Origin of the sequence: Tissierella sp. (genome assembly GCF_032104385.1) — a bacterium.
Lineage (GTDB): Bacteria > Bacillota > Clostridia > Tissierellales > Tissierellaceae > Tissierella.
The window spans coordinates 338,773-357,068 of the sequence record NZ_DAMCHJ010000003.1 but is presented as its reverse complement, the minus strand read 5'-3'; the positions used below and the strand labels follow the sequence as shown (position 1 = coordinate 357,068).

General features: G+C 30.0%; 19 protein-coding genes. 16 read left to right on the top strand and 3 right to left on the bottom strand.

Features of this window, described 5'->3' with window-relative positions:
- The first annotated feature begins 217 nt into the window (after positions 1 to 217).
- Together RT714_RS05810 and RT714_RS05805 are read left to right on the top strand one after the other, a co-directional pair.
- Positions 218 to 763, top strand: a complete 546-nt coding sequence (locus RT714_RS05810) for a sigma-70 family RNA polymerase sigma factor (protein WP_313756631.1) — start codon at positions 218 to 220, stop codon at positions 761 to 763.
- Positions 763 to 2,199, top strand: coding sequence for a DUF4179 domain-containing protein (locus RT714_RS05805; protein ID WP_313756630.1), 1,437 nt, complete (start codon positions 763 to 765; stop codon positions 2,197 to 2,199). Before RT714_RS05810 ends, RT714_RS05805 begins: the two co-directional genes overlap by 1 nt.
- Positions 2,200 to 2,443: 244 nt before the next feature.
- Here the strand turns inward: RT714_RS05805 and RT714_RS05800 are convergent, their stop codons facing one another.
- Both RT714_RS05800 and RT714_RS15915 read right to left on the bottom strand, forming a co-directional pair.
- Entirely contained in the window at positions 2,444 to 2,572 is a 129-nt protein-coding gene (locus RT714_RS05800; protein WP_313756629.1) for a hypothetical protein, read from the bottom strand.
- A 41-nt stretch (positions 2,573 to 2,613) separates the two neighbouring features.
- Positions 2,614 to 2,709: a DUF4236 domain-containing protein gene (locus RT714_RS15915; RefSeq protein WP_399326066.1), complete on the bottom strand. Its 96-nt coding sequence runs from the start codon at positions 2,707 to 2,709 to the stop codon at positions 2,614 to 2,616.
- A 187-nt stretch (positions 2,710 to 2,896) separates the two neighbouring features.
- On the opposite strand from RT714_RS15915, the gene RT714_RS05795 reads away from it, so the two are divergent.
- The 4 genes from RT714_RS05795 (at position 2,897) to RT714_RS05780 (ending at position 7,003) form a co-directional block, all read left to right on the top strand.
- A complete protein-coding gene (locus RT714_RS05795; protein ID WP_313756628.1) occupies positions 2,897 to 3,412 on the top strand; it encodes a cob(I)yrinic acid a,c-diamide adenosyltransferase in 516 nt (171 codons plus the stop codon).
- Positions 3,413 to 3,471: 59 nt separating this feature from the next.
- On the top strand, positions 3,472 to 4,902 hold the full coding sequence (locus tag RT714_RS05790) for a Na+/H+ antiporter NhaC family protein (RefSeq protein ID WP_313756627.1): 1,431 nt from the start codon (positions 3,472 to 3,474) through the stop codon (positions 4,900 to 4,902).
- 227 nt (positions 4,903 to 5,129) lie between these two features.
- Positions 5,130 to 5,957 (top strand): DegV family protein, encoded by an 828-nt coding sequence (locus RT714_RS05785; protein ID WP_313756626.1) that lies wholly within the window; start codon positions 5,130 to 5,132, stop codon positions 5,955 to 5,957.
- A gap of 89 nt (positions 5,958 to 6,046) precedes the next feature.
- Positions 6,047 to 7,003 carry an L-threonine 3-dehydrogenase gene (locus RT714_RS05780; RefSeq protein WP_313756625.1) on the top strand — a complete coding sequence of 319 codons (957 nt, stop codon included), beginning with the start codon at positions 6,047 to 6,049 and terminating at the stop codon, positions 7,001 to 7,003.
- Between the two features lie 19 nt (positions 7,004 to 7,022).
- Here RT714_RS05780 and RT714_RS05775 read toward each other — a convergent pair whose 3' ends face one another.
- Positions 7,023 to 8,792, bottom strand: coding sequence for an NFACT RNA binding domain-containing protein (locus RT714_RS05775; protein WP_313756624.1), 1,770 nt, complete (start codon positions 8,790 to 8,792; stop codon positions 7,023 to 7,025).
- A 162-nt stretch (positions 8,793 to 8,954) separates the two neighbouring features.
- On the opposite strand from RT714_RS05775, the gene RT714_RS05770 reads away from it, so the two are divergent.
- Genes RT714_RS05770 through rsmB form a run of 10 tightly spaced genes read left to right on the top strand, consistent with a single transcriptional unit; the run spans position 8,955 to position 18,246 of the window.
- On the top strand, positions 8,955 to 9,845 hold the full coding sequence (locus RT714_RS05770; protein ID WP_313756623.1) for a YicC/YloC family endoribonuclease: 891 nt from the start codon (positions 8,955 to 8,957) through the stop codon (positions 9,843 to 9,845).
- 13 nt (positions 9,846 to 9,858) lie between these two features.
- Positions 9,859 to 10,116: an extracellular matrix/biofilm regulator RemA gene (gene remA / locus RT714_RS05765; protein ID WP_313756622.1), complete on the top strand. Its 258-nt coding sequence runs from the start codon at positions 9,859 to 9,861 to the stop codon at positions 10,114 to 10,116.
- 21 nt (positions 10,117 to 10,137) lie between these two features.
- Positions 10,138 to 10,752: a guanylate kinase gene (gene gmk, locus RT714_RS05760; protein WP_313756621.1), complete on the top strand. Its 615-nt coding sequence runs from the start codon at positions 10,138 to 10,140 to the stop codon at positions 10,750 to 10,752.
- 1 nt (position 10,753) lies between these two features.
- A complete protein-coding gene (gene rpoZ / locus RT714_RS05755; protein WP_313756620.1) occupies positions 10,754 to 10,963 on the top strand; it encodes a DNA-directed RNA polymerase subunit omega in 210 nt (69 codons plus the stop codon).
- An 11-nt stretch (positions 10,964 to 10,974) separates the two neighbouring features.
- Positions 10,975 to 12,183, top strand: a complete 1,209-nt coding sequence (gene coaBC / locus RT714_RS05750; protein ID WP_313756619.1) for a bifunctional phosphopantothenoylcysteine decarboxylase/phosphopantothenate--cysteine ligase CoaBC — start codon at positions 10,975 to 10,977, stop codon at positions 12,181 to 12,183.
- Positions 12,184 to 12,230: 47 nt separating this feature from the next.
- Entirely contained in the window at positions 12,231 to 14,702 is a 2,472-nt protein-coding gene (gene priA, locus RT714_RS05745) for a primosomal protein N' (RefSeq protein WP_313756618.1), read from the top strand.
- Positions 14,703 to 14,713: 11 nt separating this feature from the next.
- The gene (def, locus tag RT714_RS05740; RefSeq protein WP_313756617.1) at positions 14,714 to 15,193 is read left to right on the top strand and encodes a peptide deformylase; all 480 of its coding nucleotides are present in this window, start codon (positions 14,714 to 14,716) and stop codon (positions 15,191 to 15,193) included.
- 1 nt (position 15,194) lies between these two features.
- Positions 15,195 to 16,124 carry a methionyl-tRNA formyltransferase gene (fmt, locus tag RT714_RS05735; RefSeq protein WP_313756616.1) on the top strand — a complete coding sequence of 310 codons (930 nt, stop codon included), beginning with the start codon at positions 15,195 to 15,197 and terminating at the stop codon, positions 16,122 to 16,124.
- Between the two features lie 19 nt (positions 16,125 to 16,143).
- Positions 16,144 to 16,842: a zinc metallopeptidase gene (locus RT714_RS05730; protein ID WP_313756615.1), complete on the top strand. Its 699-nt coding sequence runs from the start codon at positions 16,144 to 16,146 to the stop codon at positions 16,840 to 16,842.
- Positions 16,843 to 16,902: 60 nt separating this feature from the next.
- Entirely contained in the window at positions 16,903 to 18,246 is a 1,344-nt protein-coding gene (gene rsmB, locus RT714_RS05725) for a 16S rRNA (cytosine(967)-C(5))-methyltransferase RsmB (RefSeq protein ID WP_313756614.1), read from the top strand.
- Positions 18,247 to 18,296: the final 50 nt, after the last annotated feature.

Here is an 18,296-nt window from a genome sequence, read left to right as displayed (position 1 = left end):
ATACTTTAGGAGCAACTATATCTAGTTGTTCTTTTCATTTTTTAAACATAGAATTCTCAATAACTTATTGCATCAATTAGACTTTCATATAGTATTGAAACTAAAGAAGCTATTAAAGAAAAAATAATTAATAATTTTTTTAAGTGTTTTTTCTCTTTCAATCGTTATGTGTGTAGAAGGTATAATTATCAATATAGACAAAAGGAGATGGTGAGAAATGACGGACGAGGAAATTGCAAAAAGACTACGGCAAAAGGATATGGATATATTCGATTATATAATGGAGAATTACAATAAACTCTTGTGGGTTGTGGTGGGCAATATTCTGGAAAAGGTCGGTTCATCAGAAGATATTGAGGATTGCATAAGTGACGTGTATATTAAATTGCTGGAAAACCCTAAGATTTATGACCACAAAAAGGGTAGTTTAAAATCTTTTCTGGTCAGGATTGGGAAAAACCTTGCAATTGATAGGTATAGAAAAATAACTAGAGGCAATATGATAGCAATCCATGAAGATTACAGCGAACATGATGATTTGCTTCAGTTTATTCTTGCACAGGAAAACAGGATAAAAATCTTAGAAGCACTTGATACTCTTAATGAGCCTGACAGAGAAATTATTATAAGAAGGTATTATTACAATGAAAAGGTTAAGGTAATATCAGAGAAAATGAGTTTGTCATCAAAAAAGGTTGAAAATAAGTTGTATCAGGGAAAATTAAAATTAAAAACTATATTAATAGCCGAGGAGGGTTTTTAATGAAAAATAATGATTTTATTCATGAACTCGATGATAGAGAAATTGATATGATGTTAAAATATGTTCCTGCCTATACTGAAGATAATGCAAGAAACATAAAAAATAAATTTGAACAAAAATCGAAAATGAAGCAAAGAAAGTTTTCATTTAAGAAATTAGCATTGGCTGGCGTGGCAGCATCTATGGTGTTAGTTACAACATTTGTTTATGCAGAGATTATCGATATAAGCAAAATATACAGAATCATATTTGGAGAAAACTTCAAATACATTGAGCAGCATATTGAACCATTATCTGAAATAAATGATGCTCCTATGTCAATACAAAGTGAATATGATGGGATTGTTATTAAATTAAATTCTGTCATTAATGATGAAAATGCTTTGCGAATTTTTGCGACTATTACAGATACGAAGGGTGACAGGCTGGATAAAGATCTTGACTTTACAAGTTGGGGATTAAATAAGGGGCATGGGGGTAATGTAAGTATTGTTGACTTTAATAATAAAACAAAAACAGCAACTATGATGATTACTTCATTAGGAAATGACCATCAAGGCAAAGCAACACTTACATTAAAGGGATTTTCAACTGGGCGTGAACTACTTGAAGATTTACCGGAAAAAGGTATTAATATTTCTAACATTTTGGAAGGACATAAACCTGGAACAATCCACCAGAATGAAGTATGGAAAAGTGGTGGTGGCGGTGATAATCATAAGATATATGAAGAATCTAGATTATTGAAATCTAATGAAATGGATATTAAATTTGACAATGTGGATATGTTTTCAATTTCCAATATGGGTTTTGTAGATGGACTTTTTCACATACAAATGAAAGCTATGCTAAAGGATACTGCTTTAGTTGACGGTTACTATATCAATGCAAAACTTGTAAATGCAGAAAAGGAAATTGTTTATGATTCAACATCAAGGATTAATTTTATAAATGACAGAAAATATGCCTATGAAAGCAACAAGAAAGAACCCCATCATGAATACACGGAGATTATATATGAAGGTGTAACAGAACCAGAACAATTAAAGGATTTATCCCTTGTAATTGACTATATGAAATCTCCGAGGATTACAAAGGGTAATTGGGAATTTTCATTTATGATTCCAGAAAAGGTTACAACAGAATTTCATGTTGGTAGAGAGATTCTCATAAACGGTGAGAAATTAAGAATAGAGATGGTTTCATTGTCACCAATTGGAGTCACTATTCATTTACCCCAAAATATGTCGGGTGATTACAACCATAGTGATGTAGTGTATGTTGAGTATGAGGATGGGAATATTGTTGAATTGAACCAGTCGTCAATCCACACCTACGAAAGTGAATCTACCCTTGTTTTTGAAGGGCATATAATTGAAATTGAAAATGTAAAAGGTATAATAATTAATGGTGAAAGTATAAACACCTCCCAATAATATTTTTATCTAGACGACAAGGTTATTTAAACCAAAGGGGCGTTCATGAAACTCCATGATGGCTCCTATTTCTCTTAACTAGCATCTCTTACAGTTTACAATATTATTACAATAAGCTGAAAAATAATTAATCTGATCCAAATTATGCTATTGTTAATTTAGTATTAAGAAGTTTCTAACTCATAAGATTAAGTTTCTTATAAAAGGGAGCGAATGGATAATAATATGGAAATAAGATATGAAGTCATAGAAAAAGATTATATTTTTTATTAGGATGAGCAGACTTATTTATAAAGAAACAATAATTAATAAACTGTTGTGCATTATTTATATTAAATGTCTTACCGAATAATATTAACACCTTGTTTTTCATTCGACCCCACCTGTGGAACATCAGGATTTTTAGTATCAACTTCAGATTACACCAAAGCTGACATTTGTACTTTTCTTTCCTACGTTTAACCTAACCCATGGGGCAATTTTCACACTTCTCCTAAATCTAAATCCCATAAAAATACCTCCTTCATTTATTAGTATATCCATAATTTAATAGGAAGTCCATATAAGGAATGGTAAAGGTAGTTTTTATCTAGCTTTTAAGGTTATACATTTAAATATCTCTTTTATTTAAAATAGTGGTATAATATGGTTATAATAAGGATCAAAGGATTAAGATTATTGGGAGGGGGTGCATATTGTGGAAAAGGGATATGTTCATGTATATACTGGAAATGGAAAAGGAAAGACAACTGCTGCACTAGGTTTATCTTTAAGGGCTGTTCTTGCTGGGAAGAAAGTGTTTTTTGGTCAATTTATTAAAGGTATGGATTATAGTGAATTAGAAAGTCAAAGATACCTTCCCAATTTTAAAATTCAACAATTTGGTAGAGATTGCTTCATATATAATAACCCTACAGATGAAGATATTAGAATAGCTAAAGAAGGGTTAGAAGTATGTAGAAAAATTTTGAATAGCCATGAATATGATATTGTTGTATTGGATGAGGTAAATATAGCTACTTATTATAGACTATTAAACCCCGATGATATTATTGACATATTAAAGAATAGAAATCCAAAGATTGAAGTGATTCTAACAGGTAGATATGCAGATAAAAGAATTATTGAACTTGCTGATTTAGTTACTGAAATGAAGGAGATCAAGCATTATTATTATAAAGGTGTAGAAGCTAGAAAGGGCATAGAAAAATAAATATAGATCATATATTAATACTGTATTCTAATGAAATAATATATAATAGGGGGAGTAAAATGAGTAAGGAAACAAAAAAATTAGAGTTTTATGGTGGTGAATGGGTTTCTTTCTTACCTTTTGTTGTATTCTTAGTTATGATCATACTTACAACATTCCATTTTGGATCTATATCGGACGGCGCTCTTTGGGTGCCTGCATTTATTGCTTTAGTTGTTGCCTTCTTCTTTGCAAAAGATAAAGCTCAATATTCCGATGCCTTAATTAGTGGTATGGCTAGTAAAGAAGCTATAATCCCTATAGTATGCTGGATTTTTGCAGGAGTATTTTCTAGAATTCTTCGTACTTCTGGTTTGGCTACTGGAATTGCTGGTGTAGCTGCTTCAATAGGTATTCAAGGTACTTTTTTTATCGTTATATCTTTTTTAGCATCGGCAGTTTTTGCTACAGCTTCTGGTACCGGATTTGGTACAATTGCTGCTGGGATGGGTGTTTTATACCCTGCCGGTATTGCTTTAGGAGCACATCCTGCTCTTTTGGCAGGGGCTATAATTTCTGGAGGTGCTTTTGGAGACAATCTTGCACCAGTTTCTGACACAACTATTTGTTCCGCTACTTCACAAGGTATTGATGTTCCAGGTGTAGTTAAATCACGTTTGAAATATGCTATTGCTGCAGGTATTATAGTTATTATTGGAATTATAATTATTGGAAGTGGATATAAGGGTGATATTTCAACTATTGAATCTATTTCATATAATCCTAAGACATTATTTATGCTGATTCCAGTTGCCATAACTATTTGGATTGCTGTTAAATCAGGAGATATTATTATTGCAACGACAATAGGATCTGTATTAGCAGGTGGAACAGCAGTATTGTTTGGATTAATAGATTTTATACAAGTAGATCCTGCCTCCGATGTGGTTAAAGAGGCTTTAATTAGAGTTTCGGGTGCTGGACTTGATAGAACAGTAGATGGTGTAATCTATACAGGAATTAATAGCATGATGCAAGTTGTAGTTCTAGCTCTTTTATTATTTGGTTCAATTGAAATCATGAGAGCAGGACATGGAGATATTAAATTATTAAATGTTTTAGGAAAAGTTGCAAAGAGTCCAAGAAGTGCAGAATTTGTTATAAGTATTATGATTATAATACTTTCGTCATTAATGGGTCTTAATGCTCCAGCAATATTAGCAGTTGGCGCTTCCTTTGCGAAACCTATTGGAGAGAAACATGGTATTAGTCCATATCGTGTTGCAAATCTTTTAGACGCTCAATCTAATACCTTTGTTTATTCATTGCCTTGGACACCGGCTATAATCTATACAATTGGTTTTGCAAAGGATAGTGCTGTTCCGCTAACAGCAGTACAAGTAACACCATATGTACTATATGCTTATGCTATGTTAGCGGTAATGTTTGTTACAATAATATTTGGAATTGGAAGATACGATAATATGGAATGGGCTAAGAAAGTAGGTTAAAGATTATAAAAAACAGCTCATTTGAGGAAAACAGTAGAACCTATATCGGTGCAGAAAGCATTAGTAAAGAATGTAGTTAGAGAATATTTAATGAAAGGTTCTCCTTTTTTATGAAATAAGTAACAAATATAAACAAATACTTGTAAAATAGATTGAAATATGAAATAATGAAATAATTCTGCTATTATGTAATAGCAGAATTATTTTATAATAAGAGGAGGCATATGATGTCAAAAATTAAAATAATAACCGATAGTACAGCTTATATAACTAAAGAATATGCAGAAAGAGAAAATATAACTATAGTTCCATTAAACTATGTATTTGGAGAGGAAACAGGTAAGGATCCATTTCCAGGGGAATTTGATGAATTCTATAATAAGCTTCAAAATACAAAATTGTTTCCTTCTACATCTCAGCCAGCAGTAGGGGAATTTTTAGATGCATTTAATAAAGCTTTTAGCGAAGGATATGATGAGATAATAGCAATTCTTTTATCTTCTAAATTAAGTGGTACTTTTAACAGTGCTATGCTTGCAAAAGATATGTTAGAATATAAAAAAATTACTATTATTGACTCTTTAACCACAGTTTCTAATATGAAATTCTTAGTAGAAGATGCAGTTGAAATGGCAAAGAAAGGTAAAACATCTGGAGATATTGAAACTTATTTGAATACCAAAAAAACAAATATAAATATTTATTTAACTACTGATACTTTAGAATATCTAAGAAGAGGTGGAAGACTTTCCACAGTGCAAGCAACCTTGGGAAACCTTTTAAATATAAAACCTATAATTGAGCTAAAGGATGGAGAATTGAAACTTTTAGAAAAACTTAGAGGCAAAAATAAGGTAATATCAGCCATAATTGATAGGATTCCTTCTAATGTTAATAAAATAGGTATATGTCATGTTTTAAATAAGGAAGATGCGGAAAAAGTAAAGGATTTATTAAAAGAAAAATTTCCTAATGCTATAATAATAATTGATGAATTAGGTCCCGTAATTGGTTCTCATCTAGGACCTAAAGGAATTGGAGTTTGTTTTTACTAAAATTATCATATAATGGGTACTCAAATTGTATTAAATATGATATAATTATGACGAATTGAAGCTACTTAATTATAACGGGGGTGCATTTAATGAGAAAAATATTAGTAACAGGAGCATTAGGACAAATTGGTTCAGAATTAACTACAGAGTTAAGAAGAATTTATGGTGTAAACAATGTAATTGCCAGTGGTAGAAGAGTAAAAGAAGGACATGAAAAGCTAATAGAATCAGGACCATTTGAAATAGTAGATATAACTAAGGGAAAAGAAGTATCAGAAATAGTTAAAAAACATAATGTAAATACAATAATAAATTTAGCAGCTATTCTTTCAGCTGTTGGTGAAAAACATCCAGAGCAATGCTGGGATATAAATATGAACGGTTTATATAATATCCTTGAAGTTGCAAGGGAAGAAAATTGTATGGTATATACACCATCTTCTATAGCAGCATTTGGTCCATCCACACCACCAGATAATACACCACAAGATACTATTCAAAGACCAACAACTATGTATGGTGTTACTAAGGTAGCAGGGGAATTACTATGTGATTATTATTTCAAGAGATTTGGAGTAGATACTAGAGGAGTTCGTTTCCCAGGTCTTATTTCTTACGAAACATTACCAGGTGGAGGAACTACAGACTATGCAGTTCATATTTATTATGATGCATTAAAGAATAAAAAATATACTAGTTTCATAGGAAAAGGAACAAAGATGGATATGATGTATATGCCAGACGCATTAGATGCTATAGTAAATCTTATGGAAGCAGATTCATCTAAATTAATCCATAGAAATGCATTCAATGTAACTGCAATGAGCTTTGATCCAGAAATGTTAGCTGCATCTATCAAAAAAGTTATACCAGAGTTTGAATTAGACTATGATGTTGACCCAGTAAGACAAGGAATTGCTGATACTTGGCCAAATTCATTAGATGATTCAGCTGCTAGAGAAGAATGGGGCTGGAATCCAAAATATGATTTAGATGCTATGACTAAAGATATGCTTGATAAGTTGAAAGTTAAATTAGGTTTATAGAAGATTAAAAGGGCTAAATTTAGCCCTTTTTAATATTATCTACTAATTCTTTAGAAGGATTTATAATTATTGTTTTAAAATCCTCATAGATTACCATTCCTGCTTTTGCATTTTTTGGTTTTTTAACATTTTTTCTTTCCGTATAGTCTATAGGTACATGATTAGAATTTTTGCCTTTGCTATAGTATGCAGCTAATATAGCGGCTTCTTCTATAGTAGAAAGGGGTATGGTTTTACCCATTTTTTCTATGATTACATGACTGCCAGGCATATTTTGCACATGGAGCCATATATCATCTTTACGAGATAATTTTAATGTTAAATAATCATTTTGTTTATTGTTTTTCCCTACATAAATATTAAATCCATCTTTAGAAATATAGTGAAGTGGTTTAGATACAGACTCTTCTTTTTTCTTCTTCTTTTTTATAGAACCCTTTATATATCCCTCGCTTATTAATTCTTCTCTAATTTCATCTAACTCTTCAATTTCAGTTGAATTTTCTATACTCATGAGGACGTTTTCTAAATAAGAGATTTCATCTTCTGTATTAGGTATTTGCTCTAGTAATAATTGATGAGCATTTTTCAATTTTGAATATTTCTTATAGTATCTTTGTGCATTTGCCACTGGAGATAATTTAATATCAAGAGGAATATTTAATTTATTCATGTTTTCATCATAGAAGTTTTCAAGTTCAATACTATTTACTCCTCTAGGAATAAGGTGAATATTAGCAGAGATTAAATCAGCATAAATTTTATATTTTTCTCTGTCTTGACTTTCTAAAAGTTCCTCCTTTTGTTTTCCTAGTTTATTATTGGTTCTATCCAATTTTACTTGAATTGATTTTTTAATAGACTGAGATTTTTGACCTATTCTATCAATTATATCTTTTCTGCGGTAGAAATTATCTAGAAGATTTGAGATAGAATCAAAAAATACTCTATTTTCTTTACCAAATTGATTAAGCTCTAATGCATGAAAGGCTAATATTTCTGTTTTGTTATTATTTAAAACTGAAACAGGATTAAATTCTTCGTTGGATATTTGGTTCATAAATTTATTAAAAGAAATATATAAAGAGGTTCTATCATCTTCATACATACTGCCAAGATTTCTATCAATATCTATACCGGCATCAAAACATATTTCTCTACTTATTAAAGGACTTAATCCTAAATAATTAAAGTAAAGGAATTTAAAACATGGTAAATTTTTATCCTCCGAATCCATAATACTAAAAAAATCTTCCTTTGCAATGTCTAAAGGATTAACTTTATCTTGCAATGGTGGATATTCATAAATCATGCCTGGGAGAATTTGTCTTACTCTACTCATATCTTCATATATTCTTTTTACTGAATCCACTATTTTAAATGAAGATTTATCAATTAATATAATATTGCTATGTTTTCCCATTATTTCAATGACTATTCTTTTTTCAGTAGGCTGACCCAGTTCATCTATGGCTGATATATCAATGAAAATCACCCTATCTAAGTTAAACTGTTCAATATTTAATATTATTCCTCCAATAAGATGCTTTCTTAAAAGCATACAAAACATAGGTGGTTCTGGAGGATTTTTCTTAGAATAATCTGTTAAATAAACCCTAGGATTATTACTACTAGCAGACATTATTAATCTATAGTTAGTTCCTTTACTGTGTATATGAAATAGTATTTCATCTTTTTCCTGTTGATAAACTTTGTCTACTCTTCCACCTATTAATTTTTCTCTTAATTCTTTAACAACTGATTTTGTTACAATACCATCAAATGACATATAAACTCCTCCAATATTACTAAGACTATTAAAAGTATACCATTATATTAAGAAATAATAAACTAAAAGGATTTACAAAGAAAATATTAAAAAATTGTAATATATAGTAGATTAAATTTGATATAATAGATATAATATAGTAGCTATCAGAATAAGAGAGGGGTGTTTATTATAATTAAGAGTATGACTGGTTTTGGTAGGGGAGAATTTAGTAATGAAGTTTATAATTTTAAAGTAGAGATAAAGGCAGTTAATCATAGATATAATGATATTGTGGTTAAAATGCCTAGACATATTTCATATCTTGAGGAAAATGTTAAAAAAATTATAAAAACTGAAATCAATAGGGGAAAAATTGATGTATATATTAATTTAGATTATATTAATGAATCAGCTATAGATATAAAAGTAGATATACCCTTAGCAAAATCTTATAAAGATGTTTTAGAGAGATTATCAGAAGAGCTTGGATTGGAAGAAAATATTAGGTTGTTTAATATATTAGGCTTATCGGAAATCATCAAGACTGAAAGAAAAGAATTAGATGAGGATATTGCTTGGACTTGTTTAAAAGAAGCTTTAAATATTGCTCTTAGGGATATTATGAACATGAAGGTAGTAGAGGGAGAAGAATTAAAAAATGATATGATTTCAAAACTAGATAGAATTGAAACCATAGTGTTGAAAATTGAAGAAAGATCTCCTTTAGTTGTACTGGAGTATAAGGGTAAGCTAAAAGAGAGAATTAGTGAATTGCTAGATAAAGATATTAATATAGATGAAGATAGAATTGCATCTGAGGTAGCCATTTTTGCTGATAAGAGTAACATCAATGAGGAAATTGTAAGATTAAAAAGTCATGTGAAACAATTTTTATCCATATTAAATGAGAAAGATGCAATAGGTAGAAAGCTTGATTTTTTAATTCAAGAAATGAATAGGGAAATAAATACAATAGGTTCAAAGGCAAATGATATGTTGATTTCTCAAAATGTAGTAGAGATAAAATCAGAATTAGAAAAAATAAGAGAGCAAGTTCAAAATATTGAGTAATTAGGAGGAAAAGATGTCAATAAAACTAATTAATATTGGTTTTGGTAATATTGTTTCAGCCAATAGAATAATAGCTGTGGTTAGTTCAGAGTCAGCACCTATCAAAAGATTGATTCAGGAAGCAAGAGATAAAGGCCTTTTAATAGATGCTACCTACGGTAGAAGAACTAGGGCAGTTATAATTACAGATAGTCAACATGTTATTTTAACACCTGTTCAGCCAGAAACAGTTGCTAATCGATTTCATGATAAAGAGGAAAATGCAGATTAATATAAAAGGTTGGTGATAAATATGTCAAAGGGATTTTTACTTATTATTTCAGGTCCTGCTGGCACTGGAAAGGGAACTGTATGTAAGGAAGTGTTAGAAAGGAATGAGGATATATTATACTCTATTTCTGCAACTACGAGAAAACCTAGAGTTGGAGAAGTAGATGGAACTAATTATTTTTTTATAGATAGAGAAGAGTTTAATAGAAAGATTGAAAATGGTGAATTTTTAGAATATGCATATGTACACACTAATTACTATGGAACTCCTAGAGATTTTGTTGTAGATAAGATAGATAATGGTGAAACTGTTTTACTTGAAATTGATGTTCAAGGCGCTTTGCAAGTTAAGAAAAACTATTCTGAAGCAGTATTAGTATTTATTTTGCCTCCAACAATGGAAGAATTAAGGGATAGAATAGTAAAAAGAGGGACAGAATCAGAAGAAGATATAAACAGAAGATTTGAAAATGCTTTTAAAGAGCTAAATTTTATAGAAGAATATGATTATTTTGTTATAAATGATAAAATCCAAGATGCTGTATCTGATGTTGAAACAATAATAAAAGCAGAGAGATTAAAAGTAAAGAGGAATTCTAATATAACAGATAAAATTATTTCGAAAGGAGTAAGATAATATGTTAAATCCATCTTTTAACGAATTAGCCAAAAGAGGAGATAGTAGATATACTTTAGTTATGCTTACAGCTAAGAGAGCTAGAAAAATTATTGAAGGTGCAGAACCGTTAGTTGAAACTTCTTCTAAAAAACCAGTTAGTATTGCTTTACAAGAAGTTATAGAAGGCGAAATAACTTATACTAGACCACCTATAAATAGTATAAAATAAGAGGTGATTATATGTTGAAGGATAAAACCATAATCCTTGGAGTTACAGGTGGGATTGCGGTATATAAAGCTGCTGATATAGTAAGTAGATTGAAGAAACTTCATGCCAATGTAGAAGTTATAATGACAGAAGGAGCTGCTGAATTTGTTACTCCTTTGACATTCCAAACTATGTCGGGAAATGTAGTTCATAGAGAGATGTTCAGTGAAATTACAAACTATGATGTAGAGCATATATCACTTGCACAAAAAGCAGATATTATTTTAATTGCTCCAGCTACTGCAAATACCATTGGGAAAATTGCAAATGGTATAGCTGACAATCTTTTAACTACAGTGGTAATGGCATCTACAGCTAAGATAGTATTTGCACCTGCTATGAATACTAAGATGTATCAAAATCCTATAGTAAAGGATAATATGGAAAAATTAAAAAAATTAGGATATAAATTTATTCAGCCAGCAGTAGGAATGCTTGCCTGTGGGGACTATGGTGAGGGGAAAATGGCAGAGCCAGTAGATATTGTAGAATATATTGTTGATAGTTTTGTAAAAAAGGACTTATTTGGAAAAAAAATAGTTATAACAGCAGGTCCAACTATGGAACCCTTAGATCCAGTTAGGTATATGACTAATCATTCAAGTGGAAAGATGGGCTATAGTATAGCTAAAGAGGCAGTGACTAGAGGTGCAGAAGTTGTACTGATTTCTGGACCAACATCAATTACTCCACCTAGTGGAGTAGAATTAATTAAAGTAAAAACTACTGAGGATATGTTAAATGCAGTTGATAAGTATTTTGATTCCTGTGATGTACTTATAAAATCTGCGGCACCTGTTGACTATAGGCCTGAAACCGTAAGTTCTACTAAAATAAAGAAAAAAGAAAATGAAGAAGATGAATTAATCATTAAATATGTAAAAAATCCAGATATAGCTGCTCATTTTGGTGAGCAAAAGAAGAATCAAGTTATGGTTGGATTTGCAGCTGAAACTAATAATTTAGATGAATATGCAATGGAAAAGCTGAAAAAGAAAAATCTTGATTTTATAGTTGCAAATGACGTAACAAAAGAGGGAGCAGGATTTAATTCTGATACTAATATTGTAACTATAATTGATAAAGAAGGAAATAAAAATACTTATCCTATGATGAATAAAAGAGAAGTTGCAAAGGTTATATTGGATAGGGTAAAATCTATATTAGATAATAAAAGCTAGATTAGACTATCTAGCTTTTAATTTTCACATATAAAAGGATGATTTACTTGAGTATAAAATATGCAGAAATTATAGTAAATAATAGAGCAACACAGGTGGATAAGCTATATACATATATTCTTGATGATGAGCTAAAAGATATTGTAAAAGAAGGAATGAGGGTAATAATTCCCTTTGGAAAAGGCAATAAATTAATAAAGGGAATTGTAGTTAATATTATTGATACTTGGGATAGAGGGTATAAGTTAAAAAAAGTAATTGATGTTTTAGATGATAAGCCTTTGATTTCAAAAGAATTAATAGATTTAAGTATTTGGATGAAGGAATATTATTTATCATCTTATATAGATACTTTCCAGCCAGTATTGCCTCCAGGAGATTTTAAGGAAGTAAATACCTTTGTTGAAATAATCGAAAATAGTAATATGAAAGACATAGATAAAGATGAATTAAATATACTTTCTTATTTAAATATTAAGGGTAAAGTTTTGTTAGAAGATTTAAAGAAAGATTTGAAAATTTCTAATATTAATAGATGGTTAAACTCTTTAGAAAATAAAGGAATTATAGAGACTACTATAGATATTAAAACAAAAGTAGATAAAAAGATGGAGAAATGGGTTAAGCTATTAAATAAAGCTTTTTCCTTAGAAGAGATGCATGAAAAAGTTGGGAAAAGAGCAGTGAAACAGAGAGAAATAATAGAATTTCTTTTTGATGTAGAAGATATATCTTTTAAAGAACTTTCAAAATCAACGAATACTACATTATCTACAATAAGAGTCCTAGAAAAAAAAGGACTTTTAGAGATATATGAAAAAGAAGTTAATAGAAATCCGATAAAAAAAGATATAAAAGATTATAGGAAACATAATCTATCTACTGCTCAAAGAAAAGTTTTTGAGGGGATTGTAAGCTCATTTAATGGTGGGGATAGTAGCAATAAATTTTTAATCCATGGAGTAACAGGAAGTGGGAAAACGGAAATATACTTGCAACTTGTTGAAGAGATAATAAAAAAAGGTAAAGAAGCTATTATTCTAGTTCCAGAAATATCCCTTACCCCTCAAACAATTGATAGATTTGTTGGTAGGTTTGGGGATTTAGTTGCAGTACTTCATAGCAAATTATCCTATGGAGAAAGGTTTGATGAGTGGAGAAGAATAAAAGAAGGTAAAGTAAAAATTGTTGTAGGCGCTAGATCAGCTGTATTTGCACCCTTTCAAAATCTTGGAATTATAATTATTGATGAAGAACATGAGTCAACATATAAATCATCTCAAAATCCAAAGTATAATACCATTGAAGTTGCAGCTAAAAGGGTAGATATTGAAAAAGCATTTTTAATTATGGGTTCTGCCACACCTTCCTTGGAAACCTACTATAATAGTCTGAATGGAGACTTTAAATTATTGGAATTACAGGAAAGAATAAATCAGTATTCATTACCAGAAGTAACAGTAGTGGATATGCGAGAAGAACTAAGTAATGGAAATAAATCTATATTTAGTAAAGAATTATATGAATCTATAAATGAAAACTTGAATAACGGAAAGCAGACCATATTATTTTTAAATAGAAGAGGATTTTCTACTTTTGTATCCTGTAGAAATTGTGGATATGTAGTAAAATGTAATAATTGTGATATATCCATGACATATCATAGAAATATGAATAAATTAAGATGCCATTATTGCGGTTTGGCTATAGCCCCTCCCAATATTTGTCCTGTATGCAAATCTAATTATATTAAATATTTTGGTATAGGTACTGAGAAAGTAGAAGAATTTGTAAAAGAGTTATTTCCACAAGCTAGAATAGTTAGAATGGATATGGATACTACAACTGGAAAAGGAAGTCATGAATCTATTTTGGAAGATATGAAAAAAGGGAAAATAGATATATTAATTGGTACACAAATGATTTCAAAGGGTTTGGACTTTGAAAATGTAACTCTAGTTGGTATAATAGCGGCTGATACTACTTTAAATTTACCAGACTTTAGATCTCCGGAACGTGCTTTTCAATTGGTTACTCAGGTAGCAGGAAGAGCGGGAAGAGGAGATTCTAACGGAAAGGTTATACTTCAAACTTATAATCCAGATCATTATAGTATTAAATTTTCTAAAGAGCATGATTATAAAAGTTTTTATAATACAGAAATTGCTTTAAGAAAGGAGTTTTTATATCCGCCATTTTTAGACCTTATTAGCTTGCTTATATATGGAGAAGATAATAATAAGGTTGCATCTATAGCAACAGAAGTATATAATTTATTTGTTAAAGAAACAAAATGGATTCATAAAGAAACTATAAATAATTATATTATTGGACCTTATCCAGCACCTTTGGAAAAGATTAAAAATAATTTCAGATGGCAGATAATTATTAAATCCAAAAAAGAAAATATAAATAGTTTAAAATCTTTGGTTAAAAGGGTATGTATAAATAATGAATATAAATTAAAAATAGACGATGTGAAATTTAGCATTGACATTGACCCAAATTCGATACTATAGGAGGAATAAACATGGCATTACGTGAAATAAGACTATCTGATGATCCGATTTTAAGAAAAAAGTCAAAGGAAATAACAGAAGTCACAGATAGAATAAAAATTCTTTTAGATGATATGATAGATACTATGAAGGAGGCGGAAGGTGTTGGATTAGCTGCTCCCCAAGTAGGAGTCCTTAGACGTGCTGTAGTAATAGACGTAGGTGAAGGTTCAATTAAATTGATAAATCCAGTTATAACTGAGATGAAAGGTGAAGAGATAGATATAGAAGGATGTTTATCTGTGCCTAATCGTTCTGGTACAGTGAGTAGACCGGAATGGGTTAAGGTGAAATATCTAGATGAAAATGGAAATAAGAAGGTATTAGAGGGAACAGGACTATTAGCAAGAGCTATTTGTCATGAAATAGATCATTTAGAAGGCATATTATATATAGATAAAATAATTGAAGAAGTAGAAATAGGGGAAGAAAATTTAAGTGATGAGGTGTAATATGAAGATAGTATTTATGGGTACTCCTGATTTTGCTGTTCCAACACTTAAATCTTTATATTCAAAGGGATATTCTATAGAATTAGTTATAACTCAAAAGGATAAGCCTAAGGGGAGGGGGAAAAAGCTTCAGTATACTCCAGTGAAAGAAAAGGCGTTGGAATTAGGACTAGAAGTTTATCAACCAGATTCAATTAATGATATAGAAACTATTAATAGAATTAAGTCAATAAATCCAGATTTTATTGTTGTTGTTGCTTATGGACAAATACTGAAAAAAGATATTTTAGAAATACCTAAATATGGATGTTATAATGTTCATGCATCATTATTACCTAAATATAGGGGGGCGGCTCCTATAAATTGGGTTATTATAAATGGTGAAGAGGAAACAGGAGTAACTATTATGGAAATGGAAGAAGGATTAGATTCTGGAGATATGCTATTGTGGAAATCAATTCCTATTAACCGAGATGATGATGCCTCTAGCATACATGATAAGCTTTCTGAACTAGGAGGAAAGTTAATAATTGGAGCTTTAGAAGGTATTAGAAATGGAGAATTAAATAAAATTCCTCAAAATCATAGTTTATCAACATATGCCCATATGTTAGATAAAGGTATGGGGAGAATAAATTGGAATGATAAAGGAGAGAATATCATAAATCTAATTAAAGGATTGAAACCATGGCCTTCTGCATATTCACAGTATAAGGATGAAATTGTAAAAATACACAAAGCAAGTTTAAGTGGTAAAGTCAAAGAAGGCTCCAATGGTGAGATAGTAAAAGTTGATAATAAGGGTATGTATGTAAATGCCCAGGATAAAATTGTTGTTATTGAGGAAATTCAATTTCCAGGTAAAAAGAAATTAAAAGTGGAAGAGTATTTAAGAGGAAACTCTATAGAAAAAGGTATTATATTAAATTAGATAGGAAAGGGGTAATAGAATGTTTGGAAATTATTATGGTGGTGGATACTATAGTTCATGGATAATATTCGTACTTCCAGCTATGTTATTTGCTTCTTATGCCCAGCTTAAAATTAGTTCTGCCTTTAATAAATATTCAAGGGTTTCTAGTGGTACAGGTTATACTGGTGCTCAAATTGCAAGAATGATTTTAGATAGAAATGGTCTTTATGATGTCAGAATTGAGCAAGTAGGAGGAAAATTAACAGATCATTATGATCCTAGAACTAAAGTTGTAAGATTATCTAATTCTATCTATGGAGGAAGTAGTATTGCTTCCATGAGTGTAGCAGCCCATGAGGTGGGGCATGCTATTCAGCACGCAGAGGGATATTTTCCATTAATTCTTAGAAATAATATAGCTCCAATTGCAAGTATTGGCTCAAGACTTGTATGGATTTTTATCTTTATTGGTTTTGCAATATCTCCATTTTTTATTGAGCTTGGAATTGCTTTGTTTTTATCTGTGGTGCTATTTCAAGTAGTAACATTACCTGTAGAATTTAATGCGAGTAGAAGGGCTCTTGTTCAATTAGAAAATGGAATTATGACAAGGGATAACATAAAACCAGCAAAAGAAGTATTAAAAGCTGCTGCATTAACCTATGTAGCTGCTACATTAGTAGCTATTGGAGAACTTCTTAGATTATTAGCAATAACAAATAGAAGAAGAGATTAAAGTTTAGGGGGATAATTCCCCCTTTTTTTAAATATCAATATAAATTATAGAGGTGTAAAGATGGAATTATCTGGTAGAGAAATAGCATTAAATATATTAAATGATATTTTTAATAATGGAGCTTTTTCTAATATAGCTATAAATAGCAACTTAGATGAAGAATTAAGCAATAAAGAAGAAAGCTTTATTAGAGAAATTGTATATGGTGTTTTAGAAAATGATATATACTTAGATTATATAATATCAAAGGCATCAAAAATAAAACTTAAGAAAATTCATCCCATTATTTTGATTATATTAAAAATAGGGATATATCAAATCATATTTATGGATAGAATACCCATTAGTGCAGCAGTTAATGAATCAGTAAATTTAGCTAAAAAACATGGACATAAAGGTACTATAGGATTTGTAAATGGAATGCTCAGAAATATTAGTAGGAATAAAGATGAGTTTATGAAAGTTGAAGCAAAAGATAAAATTGACTATATCTCTATAAAATATTCTCATCCAAAATGGATGGTGAAAAGATGGATAAAAGAATTTGGTGAAGAATTTACTGAAAAACTGTGCATAGAAAATAATAAATCTCCACAGTTGAATATACGAGTAAATACTTTAAAGACTAGCAAGAAAAAGCTAAGAGAAAAACTAATAGATTATGGATTTACTGTTAAAGATACTAAGTATGCTAATGATTCTCTGATTGTAGAGAATCCTATTAGAATAACTGAAACTTCCGAATTTAAAATGGGGCATTTTATTATTCAAGATGAGAGTAGTACCTTAGTAGGGCAAATTATGGATCCTAAACCTGGAAGCACGATTATTGATTGTTGTAGTGCTCCAGGAGGTAAGGCTACCCATTTAGCACAGATAATGAACAATAAAGGAAGGATTTTAAGTCAAGATATTTATGAACATAAATTAAAACTCATTGAAGAAAATGCAAAACGACTTGGTATTAATATTATTGAAACTTCCATCTCAGATGGAACTAAAAGAGATGATTCTTTAGTAAATTTGGCAGACTATTTGTTATTAGATGCTCCTTGTTCTGGTTTAGGTTTAATTAGAAGAAAACCTGATATAAAAATTAATAGAAAAGAAGAGGATATAGCTGAGCTGGTGGAGTTGCAATATACTATTCTAAACAATGTAAAAGATTATTTAAAAATAGGTGGTATATTAATTTATAGTACTTGTACAATAGAAAAAGACGAGAATATTAATATGATAAATAAATTTTTAGATGAAAATAAAAACTTTAAATTAGCCCATATTGAAGATAAGATATATAATTCACATAACATAGATACTTTAAAACATGGTTATATCCAGTTATTTCCTCATATTCACAATACCGATGGATTTTATATTGCAAAAATAATTAAAGAAAGATAGATATATTTTTAATAATTATGTATAATAATATATTAGGATAGCATTGAGGT

Excerpts from the sequence above, each read along its gene's own strand:
- RT714_RS05810 (WP_313756631.1), top strand. The coding sequence starts at position 218 with ATGACGGACGAGGAAATTGCAAAAAGACTACGGCAAAAGGATATGGAT.
- RT714_RS05805 (WP_313756630.1), top strand. The coding sequence starts at position 763 with ATGAAAAATAATGATTTTATTCATGAACTCGATGATAGAGAAATTGAT.
- RT714_RS05800 (WP_313756629.1), bottom strand. The coding sequence starts at position 2,572 with ATGAAAAACAAGGTGTTAATATTATTCGGTAAGACATTTAATATAAAT.
- RT714_RS15915 (WP_399326066.1), bottom strand. The coding sequence starts at position 2,709 with ATGGGATTTAGATTTAGGAGAAGTGTGAAAATTGCCCCATGGGTTAGG.
- RT714_RS05790 (WP_313756627.1), top strand. The coding sequence starts at position 3,472 with ATGAGTAAGGAAACAAAAAAATTAGAGTTTTATGGTGGTGAATGGGTT.
- RT714_RS05785 (WP_313756626.1), top strand. The coding sequence starts at position 5,130 with ATGTCAAAAATTAAAATAATAACCGATAGTACAGCTTATATAACTAAA.
- RT714_RS05780 (WP_313756625.1), top strand. The coding sequence starts at position 6,047 with ATGAGAAAAATATTAGTAACAGGAGCATTAGGACAAATTGGTTCAGAA.
- RT714_RS05775 (WP_313756624.1), bottom strand. The coding sequence starts at position 8,792 with ATGTCATTTGATGGTATTGTAACAAAATCAGTTGTTAAAGAATTAAGA.
- remA (WP_313756622.1), top strand. The coding sequence starts at position 9,859 with ATGTCAATAAAACTAATTAATATTGGTTTTGGTAATATTGTTTCAGCC.
- gmk (WP_313756621.1), top strand. The coding sequence starts at position 10,138 with ATGTCAAAGGGATTTTTACTTATTATTTCAGGTCCTGCTGGCACTGGA.
- rpoZ (WP_313756620.1), top strand. The coding sequence starts at position 10,754 with ATGTTAAATCCATCTTTTAACGAATTAGCCAAAAGAGGAGATAGTAGA.
- coaBC (WP_313756619.1), top strand. The coding sequence starts at position 10,975 with ATGTTGAAGGATAAAACCATAATCCTTGGAGTTACAGGTGGGATTGCG.
- def (WP_313756617.1), top strand. The coding sequence starts at position 14,714 with ATGGCATTACGTGAAATAAGACTATCTGATGATCCGATTTTAAGAAAA.
- fmt (WP_313756616.1), top strand. The coding sequence starts at position 15,195 with ATGAAGATAGTATTTATGGGTACTCCTGATTTTGCTGTTCCAACACTT.
- RT714_RS05730 (WP_313756615.1), top strand. The coding sequence starts at position 16,144 with ATGTTTGGAAATTATTATGGTGGTGGATACTATAGTTCATGGATAATA.
- rsmB (WP_313756614.1), top strand. The coding sequence starts at position 16,903 with ATGGAATTATCTGGTAGAGAAATAGCATTAAATATATTAAATGATATT.